Source organism: Streptomyces sp. NPDC052299 (genome assembly GCF_040679335.1).
Classification (GTDB): Bacteria; Actinomycetota; Actinomycetes; order Streptomycetales; family Streptomycetaceae; genus Streptomyces.
Genome location: NZ_JBFAUP010000045.1, coordinates 1 through 15238, shown reverse-complemented (window position 1 = coordinate 15238; position 15238 = coordinate 1). Strand labels below are relative to the sequence as shown.

Here is a 15238-nt window from a genome sequence, read left to right as displayed (position 1 = left end):
GCCGCCGCCAACACCTTCCTCGACGCCCTCGCCACCCACCGCCACACCCAAGGACTCCCCGCCACCTCCCTCGCCTGGGGACTCTGGGACCAAGCGAGCACGATGACGGGGCAGCTGGACGAGACGGCGCTGGCCCGGCTGGCCCGTACCGGTGTGACCGCGCTGACCTCCGCCGACGGCCTGGCCCGCTTCGACGCGGCGCTGGGGCTGCGCCAGCCCGTGTCCGTGGCGATGGGGCTCGATCCGGCGACACTCGCCGAGCGGGCGCGGGCGGGCCTGCTGGATCCGCTGTTCAGCGCCCTGGTACGGCAGGCGCGGCCGCGCCCCGTGGCGCGTGCCGCCGGCCGTTCATCGGGTGGGGGTGCGGGGGAGGTCCCGCTGGCCGAAAGGCTCGCTCCCCTGTCGGCCCAGGAGCGGCGGAAGCGGCTTGCGGAGCTGGTGGCTGAGCATGTCGCGGCCGTGCTCGGTCACTCGTCGGCAGACAGCGTGGGACCGGACCGGCTGTTCCAGTCGCTCGGCTTCGACTCGCTGTCCGCCGTCGAACTGCGCAACCGGCTCGGCGCCGCCACCGGCCGACGCCTCACCCCGACCCTGATCTTCGACCACCCCACCCCCGGCGCGCTGACCGCGCACCTGGACGAACTGCTCGCTCCCCCGGAGCGGGACGTCTTCGCAGGCATTGTCAGCGAACTCGACGTGGTCCAGGGCGCGTTGGGTTCGACCGAGCCGTCTCCGGCAGCCGTGGCCCGGCTGACAGCCCGACTGCAGGACTTCCTGCTGCGGCTGGAGGAGCACGGCGGGTCCGGACCCGCGAGCGAGGACGAGGGGGCCGCCGAGCGGATCTCCGTGGCGACGGACGACGAGATCTTCGACCTCATCGACAACGAGCTCGGCATCGCCTGAGGCCGCGCGGCCCCGGGTCCGTCGCGGGCCCGGGGCCGCGCATCAGGCACCACGTACCGCACCAGAAACCGGAGGAACAGGATATGTCCGATCCCGTAATCATCGCGGGTGGCGGGCCCGCAGGGCTGATGCTCGCCCACGAGCTCGGACTGTGGGGCATCGACAGCATCGTGCTGGAGCGGCTGCCGTCCCGCAGCGGCCGGTCCGTGGGCCAGGCCGTCAACACCACCGTCGTGGAACTACTGGATCAGCGGGGCCTGTTGGAGGGTCTGGAGAAACACACCACGCCGGTCCAGGGAACCCATTTCTCCCTGCTGTGGCTCGACATGACTCCGCTCGAAGGGCGCCACCAGCCGGCCCTGCTGCTCGCTCAGGAGTACCTGGAGAAGGAGTTGGAGCGGCACGCGCTCAAGCGTGGCGCCGAGATCCGCTACGGGCACGAGCTGGCGGGCTGCACCCAGGACGAGTTCGGGGTCGGCGTCACGGTCCGCGCCGGTGAGGAGACGTACGAGCTGCGCGGCAGCTACCTGGTGGGCGCCGACGGCGAGGACAGCGTGGTCCGCGCACTGGCCGGGATCACCTTCTCCGGTGCCGGGCCGGTGAGTTGCGGTCTGGTCGCGGACGTGGAGATCGACATCCAGGACCTGCCGGAGATCCACCGCGGCGCCCGGTTCTGCCCGGTGGGCGGGCTCTACTCGTCGGTGCCCGTGGAGCCGGGGGTCACTCGGGTGATCACCGCGGAGTTCGACACGGACCTGCCGGGTCCGTCGGTGGAGCCGACGGCGGGCGAGCTGCGCCGGGCCATCGAGCGGCTCAACGACACGCCGTTCCCGGATGTCCCGGTGCGGTGGCTCCGCCGCTACGGCGGCCCGTCGCGCGTCGCGGAGACGTATCAGGCCGAGCGGATCTTCCTCGTGGGCGACGCGGCGCACACGTTCTACCCGCTGGCCGGGCTGCGCATGAATCTGGTGCTCCAGGACGCGGTCAACCTGGGCTGGAAGCTCGCGGCCGACCTGCTCGGCTGGGCCCCGCCCAACCTGCTCGACACGTACACGGCGGAGCGGCGCCCGCAGGGTCTGCGCGCGGCTGCCGCGACCGACACCCAGCTGGCCCTGATCCACCCGGTGGAGAAGGTGGCGCCGGTGCGGGCGCTGATGGCGGAGCTGCTGAAGTTCCCGGACGCGAACCGCTACCTGCTGGAGCTGTCCACGGGGCTGGACGTGAGCTATGCGCCGGAGGGCGCGGCCGCGCCCGTGGGGCGCCGGCTGCCGCACGTGCCGCTCGTGACGGCGGACGGCGCCGGCAGTGTGGCGTCGGCGCTGCACGCCGGGCGGGGCGTGTTCCTGGACCTGACGGGCTCCGGGGACGCGGCGAACCCGGTCGCGGCGTGGGCGGACCGCGTCGACCTGGTGGCGGCCGAGCCGGTCGCGGAGATCGGGGCGTCCGCTGTGCTCGTACGGCCGGACGGGCATGTGGCGTGGGCCGGTGAGCCGGGCGATGCCAGTCTGCGGCCGGTGCTGGAGCAGTGGTTCGGGACGCCGAGGGCCTGAGGGCGGTTTCACCCTCCGGGACCCCCGCATGGTGAAGGGCCGAGGCGGTGTGCCCCGGCCCTTCACCATGCATGCGTCACATCAGGAGAACGTGCGCGCCCACGCGGCCACGGTGGGTTCGTCCGCGAGTTCCTTGAAGGAGACGGTCAGGCCGGCGCGCCGCCAGACGTTGATGAGCTGCATGATGTGCAGTGATTTGAGGCCGAGGGCGATGAGGTTGGCGTCGTCGGCGATGTCCCTGGCGTGGAAGCCGACGAGTTCGGCGACGGCCTCGCGGATCTCGTCGGCGGTGGGTGCGGTGGTGGTCGGGCTCATGGTGGGGCCTTCCTTCTCTCCGGTCGGGACTACGGGATGTCGACGATCTCCAGTACGGCGCAGCCCACTTCCATGCCGACGGCGGCCGCGAGCAGCAGGACGTGGTCGCCGGGGCGCAGTTCGCCGGAGGCCAGCAGGTGCTCCAGGCCGACGATCTGGTCCGTGCCGCCGGAGTGGCCCACGCGGCGGTTGAACTCCCAGGTGCCGCGGGACTCCTCGATGCCCAGCGGTTCGAGGAAGCCGTTCCGGATCTGGTCGAAGGCGACGGCGCTGTGCGCGACGCGCGTGATGTCGTCGAGGGTCCGGCCGGCGTCCGTGAGGGCGGCGGTGACGGCCTCGCAGACGATGTCACCGAGGTGGAAGACGGGCGGGGCCACGCCCTGCATCCACTGGGCGCGGATGTGGTCGGTGCGGGCCTCCAGGTCGAGCGGGCGGCCCAGGGTGATGCTCGGCGGGAAGAGGGGGTCGCCACCGCGGTGCAGGACCTCGGCCTCCGGAATGGAGATCGAGGTGACGGACAGCAGCTTGGCGAAGCCCTCCCGCCGGGAGAGCACGGCGGCGGAGCCCGCGTCGCCGAGTACGTAGTTCGAGCTGACCCGCCAGCGGTCCAGGCCCGGGGTGGAGAAGTTGTCGCCGGCGGTGATCAGAACGGCGTCGGCGGCCGGGTCGGCGGTCAGCATGGTGGCGGCGAACCGCAGCGAGGTGATCATGCCGAGGCAGCCCTGGCGCAGTTCCAGGGCGGGCACGGGCCGGTTCACCGTGCGGTGCAGGATGTAATGGGGGGCCGACCAGATGTCGGGGCCCTGGTGGAAGACGGGCGTGTGGATGAGCGCCGCGATCTCCTCCGGCTCGTGCCCGGAGCGTTTGAGGGCCTCCTCGGCCGCGGCGACGGCCATGTCGGGGGCGGGCACGTCCCCGGCGACCGCGACCGAGATCATGCCACTGGACGCCCGCAGGGTCTCGTCGTACCAGCCCTTTTCGATGGCCTCGTCGACGCTGACCCGGTCAGGTATCCAGCTGCCGATCCCGGCCAGGTACACGTTGTCCACTTTCATCCTGTGCGCCCGCTTTCAGAAGAGCCTTGGAGGGTACGGGGCACCTTCCCAGGCGGCCCTTGTGCGGCTCTTTCGTGGCGCTTGCAGCATGATGTGGACGTGGGGCTGCGGGAGATGAAGAAGCTCAAGGTCAGGCAGGCGATCCAGCGGGAGACGCTGCGCCTGTTCGAGGAGCGTGGATACCGGGCGACGACGGTCGAGGAGATCGCCGCCGCGGCGGAGGTGTCCACGACGACCTTCTACCGTTACTACTCCTCCAAGGAGGACGTGATCCTGTCCGGGGTCCACGACGGCGGGCCGGAGGCGGCGGCGTCCCCCGGCGCGCACCCGCTCCACTTCGCGGACGGAGGTCTGCCCGAGGGCGGTTCCCTGCTGGCCGGGCTGCGGGTCATGCTGGCCGGTGTACGCGCGAGCGGGGCCTTCGACGAGGGCCGTGCGGAGCTGCTGACCCGGTTGCGCATGATCAACCGGGTACCGGAGTTGCGGGCCCTCAACGCCCAGCGCACCCAGGAGGGGCTGCGCGAGCTGGCCCGGTTGCTGGCGGCCCGGGACGGGACCGATCCCGACGCGCCGGAGGGGTACCGGACGCGGGTGCTGGCGGCGGCGATCGGGGGCGCGGTGGCCGAGACCCTGCGCTTCTGGGTGGACCAGGACGGGGAGCCGGACCTGGACGACCTCTTCGCCCGGACCCTGGACCTGTTGGCCCCCGCGGTGGAGCAGGCATCGCGCTGACGCGGCCACCCGGCGGTTTAAGGCTGCTTTAGAAGCTCCTCCTAGCCTTCGGCGACGACGGGCGTATCGCCACACCACCGAGGAGCACGATCGTGACCCAGATCCAGGACCTGCCGCGCCTTCCCTTCGACCGTGATCCCGACGATGTCAACGGCATCGCCCCGAAGTTCCGCTCGCTGCGCACCGAGTCGCCGGTGGTCCGCGTGACCACCTCGGCAGGCGACGAGGCCTGGCTCGTCACCCGCTACGGCGAGGTCAAGCAGCTCCTCAACGACTCCCGCCTGGGCCGCTCCCACCACGCGCCGGAGACGGCCTCCCGCGTGGCCAACGCCGCTGTGCTGACCGGCCCGCTGGGCAAGCCCGAGGACGAGGTGCCCACCCGTACGAAGCTGCGCCGGCTGCTGGCCCCGGCCTTCTCGGCGCGCCGGGTGCAGAAGCTCCAGGGCGGCGTCCAGCAGCTCATCGACCAGCTGCTGGACGGTCTGGAGAAGGGCCCGAACCCCGGGGACTTCCACGAGGCGCTGTCCTTCCCGCTGCCCGTGCTGGTCATCTGCCAGCTGCTGGGCGTGCCCGGCGAGGACCGCGAGGAGTTCCGCCGGATGTCGGCGGGTGCCACCAGCCTGACGGACGTGGAGAAGGCCAAGGCGTCCTGGGGCGAGCTGCACGGCTACATGCGCGGCCTCATCGAGGTGAAGCGCAGGACCCCGGGCGAGGACGTGTTCTCGGACCTCGTCGCCGTACAGGAGAAGGAGGGCCTGGCCGACGACGAGATCGCCCGGATGGCCGCCGGTCTGCTGTTCGCCGGGCACGAGACCACGGTGACCCGGCTGGACCTCGGGACGCTGCTGCTGCTCACCCATCCCGAGGAGCGCAAGAAGCTCCAGGCCGACCCGAAGGGACTCGTGCAGGGCGCGGTCGAGGAGATCCTGCGGATGGCGGCGCCGTCCACGCAGGACGTGCTGCCCCGCTACACGCACGACGACATCGAGATCGCCGGTACCACCATTCCCAAGGGTGACCTGGTGATGCTGGCGTTCACGGCCACCAACCGCGACCCGGACATCTTCTCCGACCCGAACGTCTTCGACATCACCCGGGACAGCACGCAGCACCTGGCCTTCGGTCACGGTCCGCGCTTCTGCCTCGGTTCGGGTCTGGCCCGTCTGGAGCTCCAGGCGCTGTTCTCCACGCTGTTCGTCCGGTTCCCGGACCTGCGGCTCGCGGTGGACCCGGCGGAGCTGCAGTTCCGCGACGACACCCTGACGGGTGGTCTGGCCTCGCTGCCGGTCACCTGGTAGTCCGCAGACGCGAAGAGGCGGCGCGTCCCCGGGTGGGGGCGCGCCGCCTCTTCGTGTCCCGGCGTCTCGGGCCGGGACATGATCCGGCCCCCGCGGCGGGGGATGACGCGGGGGCCGGATGTCGGGGGGATCTGCCGGGAGCGGCGGATCAGCGGGAGGGTTCGGGCTGCGGCGGAGCCACCGGCTCGGCCGCGGCGGCCTTCTGTGCCGACCGGTGGTTCCTGGCCGCCAGGCAGAGCAGCACGGAGCCGACGACGGCGCCGAGCGGCAGGATCAGGGTGCTGTGCATGGTGGTGACGAACCCGTGGTCGTAGACGGCCTGTGCCGCGGCGGCGAGTTGCCGGGCGGCCTCCGTCGGCAGGCCCGCGGCGAGGTCCTTGATCGTGTCGGCGTCGGGGCTCGCGCCGGAGGAGAAGGAGTCGACGAAGCCCTCACGGCTCTGGGCGGGCAGGCCGGAGGAGCGGGTGGCGGCCTCCTCGTGCAGGGTGGTGGCGAGCCGGCTCTGCAGGACGGCGCCGACGACGGAAGCGCCGAGGACCGAACCGATCTGACGGATGGTGTTGTTGACGCCGGAGGCGGCGCCCGCCAGGCGCGGCGGTACGTTGCGCATGGCCTCGGTGGCCATCGGCGCGAGCAGGCAGCCGGTGCCCAGGCCCACCACGGCCATCGGCAGCGTGAAGGTGTACCAGTGGCTGTCCACCGCGGCGACCGCGAGGACCAGCGAGATGCCGATGCCGTAGACGGCGAGGCCGAACAGCAGGACGTTCTTGCCGCCGATCTTGTCGGACATGCGGCCCGCGAACGGGGCGGTCATCATCGACAGCAGGGGCGAGGGTGCGAGGGTCAGACCCGCCTGCACGGCGGACATGCCGAGCACGGACTGCAGGTAGATGTTCACCGGCAGCACCAGACCGAGCAGGGCCATCGAGATGAGCGCGACGATCACGGTCATCACGGTGAAGTTCCGGTCCTTGAAGAGCGCGAACGGTACGAGCGGCTCGTCGTCCTGCTTACGGCGCTGGTAGAGCACGAACACGCCGAGCAGGGCCACTCCGCCGACGATCAGGGCCACGATGCCCGCGTTCCAGTCGTAGCGTTCGCCCTCCTGAAGCCCGAAGCTCAGGCAGAACAGCGCGACGGTGGCGATGAGCACGCCGACGATGTCGAACTTGTGGCTCCGGGCCGGGCGGATGTCGGGCACGAGCAGGAAGGTCAGCACGAGCACGGCGATGCCGACGGGCACGTTGATGAAGAAGATCCAGCGCCAGCCGACGGTGCTGACGATCAGCCCGCCGAGCGTCGGCCCGGAGATGGTGGCGACACCTGCGATGGAACCCCAGACGCCCATGGCCGCACCGCGCCGGTCCGCCGGGAACACCGCGATGATCATCACCATCGTCTGAGGCACCATCATGGCCGCGCCCAGTCCCTGCACCGCACGGGTGGCAATGAGCATGCCGGGGTCGGCGGCGAGGCCGCAGGCGACGCTGGCCAGGGTGAACAGCACGACGCCCGAGGCGAACAGGGTGCGGGGGCCGCGGAGGTCACCGAGGCGGCCGAAGGTGATCAGGGTGACCGCGAGGACGAGCGCATAGGCACTGACCACCCACAGGGCCTCGTCGAGGGAGGAACCGAGTCTCTCCATCATGTCGGGGATCGCGATGTTCACGATCGTCAGGTCCAGCAGTGTCATGAAGAACCCGAGACCGAGCGTCATCAAGACCGCCCACGGGTTCCCGCGCAACTTACTCACGGTTGCTCCTCGTCCTCCACCGAAGTGGCTCGCCTCTAAAATCTGGGACAGTGACCCGAAAATGTCAATGCCCCACTTACCAGGGCCTGTTGGAGCCAGGCCCACGTCTCACCGACTGAGTTCCTCGTCGAGTGCGGAAAACAGATCGGCGTCGGAGATGTCCGCCAGCCCCTCGTCGGACGGCTCGGCGGCGCCGTCGGCCGCCGCCTGCCACCTGCGCAGCAGTTCGCGCAGCCGGCCGCCGGCCCGTTCGTGGTCGTCGGTTCCGGCCTCGGCCGCCTCGAGGGCCGCTTCCAGCCGGTCCAGCTCCTGGGCCAGCCCGCCGACCGCGGAGTCCTCCGGCACGAGCCGGCCCAGCAGTTCGGCGGTGAGCGCCTGGGCCGTCGGGTGGTCGAAGACGAGCGTGGCCGACAGGCGCAGCCCGGTGGCCGTGGTGAGACGGTCACGCAGTTCGACCGAGGTGAGCGAGTCGAAGCCGAGTTCCTGAAGGCTGCGTACGGGGTCGACCCGCCGGTCGTCCGCGTGGCCGAGCACCCCGGCGATCTCGCCCCGTACCAGGGCCAGTACGACATCGGCACGCTCCTCGGCGCCGAGTGCGGCGAGTCGGTCCGCGAGCGCGGGCGCCTCGGCACCCGTGCTGCCGGCGGCCGCCGCGGCGCTGCGCCGGGCCGGGGTGCGGACGAGGCCGCGCAGCGGCGCGGGAAGGGTGCCGGCCCCGGCCCGGGCCCGCAGTGCGGCGGAATCCAGCAGGACCGGAGCCAGGGCCGGCTGCGAGCGGGCGGCCAGGGCCGCGTCCAGCAGGGCCAGGCCCTGTTCGGCGGACATCGGGGCGAGGCCGGTGCGGGCCAGCCGGGCGCGGTCGGCCGCGCCGAGCTCTTCGGCCATGCCGGCGCCGTCACCGCCCCACAGACCCCAGGCAAGGGACAGCGCGGGCAGTCCCGCCGCGCGGCGCTGCTGGGCGAAGGCGTCCAGGAAGGCGTTGGCAGCGGCGTAATTGGCCTGCCCCGCGGTGCCGAGCAGCGCGGCGACCGAGGAGAACACGACGAAGGAGTCCAGGGCGGTCCCCCGGGTCAGCTCGTGCAGGTTCCACACGGCGTCGGCCTTGGGCCGCAGCACGGTGTCGAACCGCTCGGCGGTGAGCCCGGTCAGCACCCCGTCGTCCAGTACGCCGGCGGTGTGCACGACCGAGGTCAGCGGATGGTCCTCCGCCACCCGCGCCAGAAGGCCGGCGAGCGCGTCGCGGTCGGCGACGTCGCAGGCGGCGAAGACCGGCTCGGCGCCCAGCTCCCGCAGCTGCGCGCCCAGTTCTGCCGCGCCGGGCGCTTCGGCGCCCCGGCGGCTCGCGAGCAGCAGGTGCCGTACGCCGTACGTGGTCACCAGGTGCCGGGCGACCAGCCCGCCGAGGAACCCGCCGGCGCCGGTGAGCAGGACGGTTCCGCCCTCCCGGAACGCCGGGGCAGGGGCCGGGTCGTCGGGCCGGGCCGGCGTGAGGCGTGGAGCGTGGCCGGCTCCCGCGCGCAGCGCGAGCTGCGGCTCGCCGTGCGCGACGGCGAAGTGCGCCGCGGCGGGGACGGCGGCCGCTGAGGCCGGGTCCTCGTCCAGGTCCAGGACAACGAAGCGTCCGGGGTGTTCCGCCTGGGCGGAGCGCAGCAGGCCCAGGACGGCGGCGGCCACGGGGTCGGGTCCGTCGGCGCCGACGGGCGCGCCGCCCCGGGTGAGCAGGACGAGGCAGCTGTCGGCGAGGGCTTCCTCGACCGGCCAGTTCTGGAGGAGCCCCAGCAGTCCGCCGATGGCTGCGCGAAGCCGCTCGGGCGGAGTCGTCGAGGCCGGCTCGTCGCCGGGCGCCCGGGGCGGGACGACGGCCTGCGCGACGGCGTCGGTGACGACGAAGCGAGGCACGGTCGCCCCCGCCCGGACGGCCTCGGTGAGCTCGGCGAGCCCGCCGTGGCACGTGGTCCCGGGGGGTACGGCGGCCGCGTCGGACACCGGTCCGAGCAGGGCCCAGTCCGCCGGTCCTGCCGGGCCGTTCTGCGGCAGCGGCAGGGGAATCCAGTCGGGGCGCAGGAGGCCGCCGTCCGCGCCCGGGGTGCCCTGGGCGGCGGTGGCGAGGGCGCCTTCGGGGAGGGGGCGTACGGCGAGGGCGTCGACCGTGGCGACCGGCCGCCCCTGCGGGTCGGCGAGGTCCAGTCGGTACGTGCCTTCGGCGCCCGTGGGGGCGACGCGGACGCGCAGGGCGCCCGCCCCGGTGGCGTGCAGGCGGAGGCCGCTCCACAGGAAGGGGACGTGGATGCGGTCGGTCCGTTCGCCCGCCCCGTCGTCGGGCCGGCCGTGGTCGCCGAGCGCGAGGGTGCGCAGGGCCGAGTCGAGCAGGGCGGGGTGCAGGCCGAAGTCCCCTTCGCCGGTGCCCGTTTCCTCGGGCAGCCGCACGTCCAGGTAGCGGACGTCGCCTTCTCGCCAGGCCGCGACCAGTCCCTGGAAGGCGGGGCCGTAGCCGAGCCCGGCGGCCACGAGCCGGTCGGCGAGCGCGTCCACGTCCACCGGCTCGGCGCCGGCCGGGGGCCATGCCTCGGCCCAGGGCGCGGCGGACGGGGCGGCGGCCGGGGACGGGGCCAGGGTGCCGGTGGCGTGCCGGGTCCAGTCGCCGCCGTCGACGCCGGAGTGGACGGTGAAGGTGTGCCGCCCGCTGCCGTCGCCGGTGTCGGTGACCTGGATCTGCAGGCGCGGTGCGGCGCCCTCCGGGAGCACCAGCGGCGCCTCCAGGTTCAGTTCCTCGACGGTGTCGCAGCCGACCTGGTCCCCGGCGTACACCGCGAGGTCCGCGAAGGCGGCGCCCGGCAGGAGGACCGAGCCCGCGACGACGTGGTCGCCGAGCCACGGAAGGCCGGCCGACGCGATGCGGCCGGTCAGCACCGCCCCCCGGCCGCCGGCGAGGGCGACGACCGCGCCCAGCAGCGGGTGGCCGGCACCCTCCTGTCCTGCCGCGGCCGGGTCCTGCGCGGCGGCCGGGGCCTCCAGCCAGTAGCGGGTCCGCTGGAAGGCGTACGTGGGCAGTTCCACCGTGTGCGCGGCCGGCAGCAGCGACGGCCAGTCCACGGCGGCGCCGCGGGTGTGGACCGTGCCCAGTGCCGTGAGGAGGGACCGCCCTTCCGGGTGCCCGGCGCGCAGGGCGGGCACCGCGTCGGCGCCGTCCAGGGCGCCGCGCACCATGGCGGTCAGCACCGGGTCGGGACCGAGTTCCAGGTAGGTGGTGACGCCCTGCTCGTGCAGGGTGCGTACGCCGTCGTGGAAGCGGACGGCGGCCCGGATGTGCCGGGCCCAGTAGCCGGGGTCGGTCAGCTCGCCGGGTCCGGCGACCCGGCCGGTGATGTTGGAGACCACGGGGATGGCCGGTTCCCGCAGGTCCAGGGTGCGGATGACCTCCTCGAACTCGGCGAGGACGCCGTCCATGTGAGGCGAGTGGAAGGCGTGCGAGACGGTCAGCCGGCGGGTCTTGATCCCCTGCGAGCGGAAGTCCTCGGCGACCTCGTCGGCGGCGTCGGGGTCTCCGGAGACCACCACCGAGTCCGGCCCGTTGACGGCCGCCAGGCTGAGCCGGCCCGCGTGCCGCTCCAGGTGGGGCAGTACGTCGGCCTCCGCGGCGCGGATCGCGATCATCGCGCCGCCCGCCGGGGCCGCCTGCATGAGCCGGCCCCGGGCTGCCACCAGGGTGCAGGCGTCGGCGAGGCTCAGCACACCCGCGGCGTGCGCGGCGCTGATCTCGCCCACGGAGTGGCCGATGAGGAGGGCCGGGGCGAGGCCCGCGTGCTCGGCGAGCCTGAACAGCGAGGTCTCCAGGGCGAACAGCGCGGCCTGGGTGTGAACGGTCTGGTCCAGCAGGTCGGCTTCGGGGCTGTCCGGGACCGAGAAGACGATCTCCTTCAGGGGGCGTCCCAGCTCGGGGTCGAGATGGGCGCAGACTTCGTCGAAGGCGGCGGCGAAGACCGGGAAGGTCTCGTACAGGTCGCGTCCCATGCCGGGCCGCTGGCTGCCCTGGCCGGTGAACATCACGGCGGTCTTCGGTACGCCGGCTGCCGTGCCCCGGACGAGGGCGGGCGTGTCGGTGCCCGCGGCGAGTGCGGCCAGCCCTTCCATGAGCTCTGCCCGGTCCGCGCCGGCGACCACCGCGCGGTGCTCGAAGCGGGCGCGTGTGGTGGCGAGCGCGAGGGCCACGTCCGCCGCCGCCGATTCCTCGGCGGCCACGTGGTCGCGCAGACGGGACGCCTGGTCCCGCAACGCCTCCTCGCTACGGGCGGACAGCACCCACGGCACGGCGACGGGTCCGGCCGGCTCCCCGGCCTCCGCCGGGCCCTCGGGCAGGGGGCCCGGCGGCGCCTGCTCCAGGATCAGGTGCGCGTTGGTGCCGGAGATGCCGAAGGAGGAGACGGCCGCGCGGCGCGGACGGTCCAGCTCGGGCCAGGGCCGCTGCTCGGTGAGCAGTTCCACCGTCCCGGAGGACCAGTCCACGTGCGGGGTCGGAGCGTCCACGTGCAGGGTCCGGGGCAGGACGCCGCTGCGCAGCGCCATGATCATCTTGATGACTCCGGCGACGCCGGACGCGGCCTGCGCGTGCCCGATGTTGGACTTGAGCGAGCCCAGCCACAACGGGAGTTCGGGGCTGTGCTCCTCGCCGTAGGTGGCCAGCAGTGCCTGCGCCTCGATCGGATCGCCCAGCGTGGTGCCGGTGCCGTGCGCCTCCACGGCGTCCACGTCGGCGCCGCTCAGTCCGGCGTCCGCGAGGGCCTGGCGGATCACCCGCTGCTGGGCGGGGCCGCTGGGGGCCGTCAGGCCGTTGCTCGCACCGTCCTGGTTGACGGCACTGCCGCGGATCACGGCGAGCACCTGGTGGCCGTTGGCCTGTGCGTCGGAGAGCCTTTCCAGGAGCACCAGGCCGACGCCCTCGGCCCAGCCGGTCCCGTTGGACTGTGCGGCGAATGCCTTGCAGCGACCGTCGGGCGAAAGGGCTCGCTGGCGGCTGAACTCCAGATAGGTGGTGGGCGTCGCCATGAGCGTCACACCGCCGGCCAGCGCCATCGTGCACTCGCCGGAGCGCAGCGCCCCGGCGGCCAGGTGCAGGGCGACCAGCGAGGAGGAGCAGGCCGTGTCCACGGTGATGGCGGGGCCTTCGAACCCGAAGGTGTACGCGATGCGGCCGGAGGCGACACTGCCCATGCTGCCGTTGCCGAGGTAGCCCTCGTAACCGGTGGGCGCGGGCTTGAGCCGCGAGGCGTAGTCGTTGTACATGACGCCCGCGAAGACACCGGTACGGCTGCCGCGCACGGTGGCCGGGTCGATCCCGGCCCGCTCGAACGCCTCCCACGCGGTCTCGAGGAGCAGGCGCTGCTGCGGGTCGGTGGCCAGGGCCTCACGCGGGCTGATGCCGAAGAACTCGGCGTCGAAGTCCTCGGCTCCGTGCAGGAATCCGCCTTGCGTGGAGTACGTACGCCCGACCGCGTCCGGGTCCGGGTCGTACAGCTCCTCCTCGTCCCAGCCGCGGGATGCGGGGAAGGAGCCGACCGCGTCGGTCCCCTCCTCGACCAGGCGCCACAGGTCCTCCGGGGATGCGACTCCGCCCGGGTAGCGGCAGCTCATCGCGACCACGGCGATCGGCTCGTCCTCCCCGGCGGTGCCCGTGTCCCGTAGCGGTTCGGCGACCGGGGCGCTCGCACCGACCACCCGCTCCAGCAGGTAGCCGGTGACCGCGCGCGGCGTCGGGAAGTCGAAGACGAGGGTCGCCGGCAGGGTCAGGCCGGTCGCGGCCGCGAGCCGGTTGCGCAGTTCCACGGAGGCGAGCGAGTCGAAGCCGAAGTCCTTGAACGGCCGCTGCTCGTTCACGGAGTCGGGCGAACCGTGCCCCAGGACCGTCGCCACACTGGCCCGTACGACCGAGGCGACTGCCTCGGTCCGCGCGTCCTCGGGCAGCGCGGCGATCCGCTCGGTCCAGGCTCCGGGCTGCCCGCCGCCCGCGGCGGCGGCCGTGCGCCGGGCGGGGACCCGGACCAGCGAACGGAGCAGTGCCGGGAGCCGGCCCGCCGCCGCCTCGCCGCGCAGCGCGCCCAGGTCGAGGCGCGCCGGAACGGTCGCGGACCGCCCGGCCGCCAGGGAGGCGTCGAACAGCGCGAGCCCTTCCTCGGTGTCGAGCGCGGCGATGCCCCCGCGGGTCATCCGGGACAGGTCGGTGTCACTGAGGTGACCGGTCAGGCCGGATGCCTGGCCCCACAGACCCCAGGCCAGGGAGGTGGCCGGCAACCCCCGTGCGTGGCGGTGGGCGGCGAGGCCGTCGAGCAGGCCGTTGGCGGCGGTGTAGTTGCCCTGGCCCGGGTTGCCGAGGGTGGCGGTGACGGAGGAGAAGAGGACGAAGGCGGCGAGGTCGGTGTCGCGGGTGAGTTCGTGCAGGTGCCAGGCGGCGTCGGCCTTGGGGCGCAGCACGGTGTCCAGGCGCTCCGGGGTGAGCGCGGTGACCGTGCCGTCGTCGAGGGCGCCCGCGGTGTGGACGACCGCGGTGAGGGGGTGGTCGGCGGGGACGGTGGCCAGGAGGGCGGCGAGCGCGTCCCGGTCGCCGACGTCGCAGGACGCGAAGGTCGCCTCGGCCCCCATCTCCCGCAACTGCCTGCCCAGTTCGGCCGCCCCGGGCGCGTCGGCGCCACGGCGGCTGGCCAGCAGCAGGTGCCGTACCCCGTGGGCGGTGACCAGGTGCCGGGCGAAGAGCCCGCCGAGCGTCCCGGAGGCCCCGGTGACCAGTACGGTCCCGGCCGGGTCGAGGGCCGGAGCCGCTGCCGGGCTGTCGGTGGCCCGGATCAGCCGGGGCGCGAGGACGGCCTGCCCGCGCACCACGAGCTGGGGCTCGGAGGACGCGCCCGACAGAGCGCGCGCCAGGGCGTCCGGGTCGTCGTCGCCGCTCGGGTCCAGATCGAGGAGGGCGAAGCGGCCCGGCTCCTCCGCCTGCGCGGTGCGCAGCAGACCCCACACGGCAGCGCCCGCGAGGTCCCGCACGTCCTCGCCCTCCCGCGCGGCCAGTGCACCCCGGGTGGCGACGACCAGCCGGGTGCCGGCGAGCCCTTCATCGGCAAGCCACTCCTGGACCGCCTCCAGAACCCGGCCGGTAACGGCTCGGACCCGCGCGGGCAGCGTGGCCCCTTCTTCGACGGAGGCCCCGGTGACGAGGAGCACCGCGGACTCCGGTGCGGCCGTCCCCTGCTGTACGGATTCCAGCAGGGCGGCGGCGTCGTCGTGGAGCCCTGCATCCAGTGCCTCGGCGAGTGCGCGGTCCGTGGGGGAACCGCCGAGCACGGCCGTCGCCTCGGATGCGTCCGCGTCCGGGAGCGCGGCCTCGGCCCACTCCACGACGTAGGGGACGGGACGGACAGCGGCAGCGGGCGCCAGTCCGCCCGACGGCACCTCTCGGAGTGCGAGGGAGGTGATGGTGGCGACGGGTTGTCCGGTGGTGTCGGTGATGTGGAGGGTGATGCTGTCGGGGTGGGTGGGGGTGATGTGGACGCGAATGGTGGTGGCGCCGGTGGCGTGGAGGTGGATGCCGGACCAGGCGAAGGGGAGTCGGGGGGCGGGCAGTTGGGTGCCCGGGGTGAGGAGTGCGGT

Annotated in this window: 8 protein-coding genes; 4 read left to right on the top strand and 4 right to left on the bottom strand. The window is 73.6% G+C overall.

Features of this window, described 5'->3' with window-relative positions; genetic code table 11:
• The coding region (locus AB0L33_RS35005) for a phosphopantetheine-binding protein (RefSeq protein ID WP_365687800.1) at window positions 1–903 on the top strand (903 nt) is incomplete at its 5' end.
• A gap of 83 nt (window positions 904–986) precedes the next feature.
• Complete coding sequence (locus tag AB0L33_RS35000; RefSeq protein WP_365687799.1) at window positions 987–2453, top strand: FAD-dependent monooxygenase; 1467 nt, start codon at window positions 987–989, stop codon at window positions 2451–2453.
• Between the two features lie 81 nt (window positions 2454–2534).
• On the opposite strand, the gene AB0L33_RS34995 is transcribed toward AB0L33_RS35000, so the two are convergent.
• On the bottom strand, window positions 2535–2768 hold the full coding sequence (locus AB0L33_RS34995; RefSeq protein WP_365687798.1) for a phosphopantetheine-binding protein: 234 nt from the start codon (window positions 2766–2768) through the stop codon (window positions 2535–2537).
• A 29-nt stretch (window positions 2769–2797) separates the two neighbouring features.
• Complete coding sequence (locus AB0L33_RS34990) at window positions 2798–3823, bottom strand: ketoacyl-ACP synthase III family protein (RefSeq protein WP_365687797.1); 1026 nt, start codon at window positions 3821–3823, stop codon at window positions 2798–2800.
• 99 nt (window positions 3824–3922) lie between these two features.
• On the opposite strand from AB0L33_RS34990, the gene AB0L33_RS34985 reads away from it, so the two are divergent.
• Window positions 3923–4555, top strand: a complete 633-nt coding sequence (locus AB0L33_RS34985; RefSeq protein ID WP_365687796.1) for a TetR family transcriptional regulator — start codon at window positions 3923–3925, stop codon at window positions 4553–4555.
• A gap of 92 nt (window positions 4556–4647) precedes the next feature.
• Window positions 4648–5853 carry a cytochrome P450 gene (locus AB0L33_RS34980; protein WP_365687795.1) on the top strand — a complete coding sequence of 402 codons (1206 nt, stop codon included), beginning with the start codon at window positions 4648–4650 and terminating at the stop codon, window positions 5851–5853.
• 148 nt (window positions 5854–6001) lie between these two features.
• On the opposite strand, the gene AB0L33_RS34975 is transcribed toward AB0L33_RS34980, so the two are convergent.
• Together AB0L33_RS34975 and AB0L33_RS34970 are read right to left on the bottom strand one after the other, a co-directional pair.
• Window positions 6002–7606, bottom strand: coding sequence for a DHA2 family efflux MFS transporter permease subunit (locus AB0L33_RS34975; RefSeq protein WP_365687793.1), 1605 nt, complete (start codon window positions 7604–7606; stop codon window positions 6002–6004).
• A 108-nt stretch (window positions 7607–7714) separates the two neighbouring features.
• A partial coding sequence (locus AB0L33_RS34970) for a type I polyketide synthase (RefSeq protein ID WP_365687792.1) occupies window positions 7715–15238 on the bottom strand: 7524 nt, incomplete at its 5' end.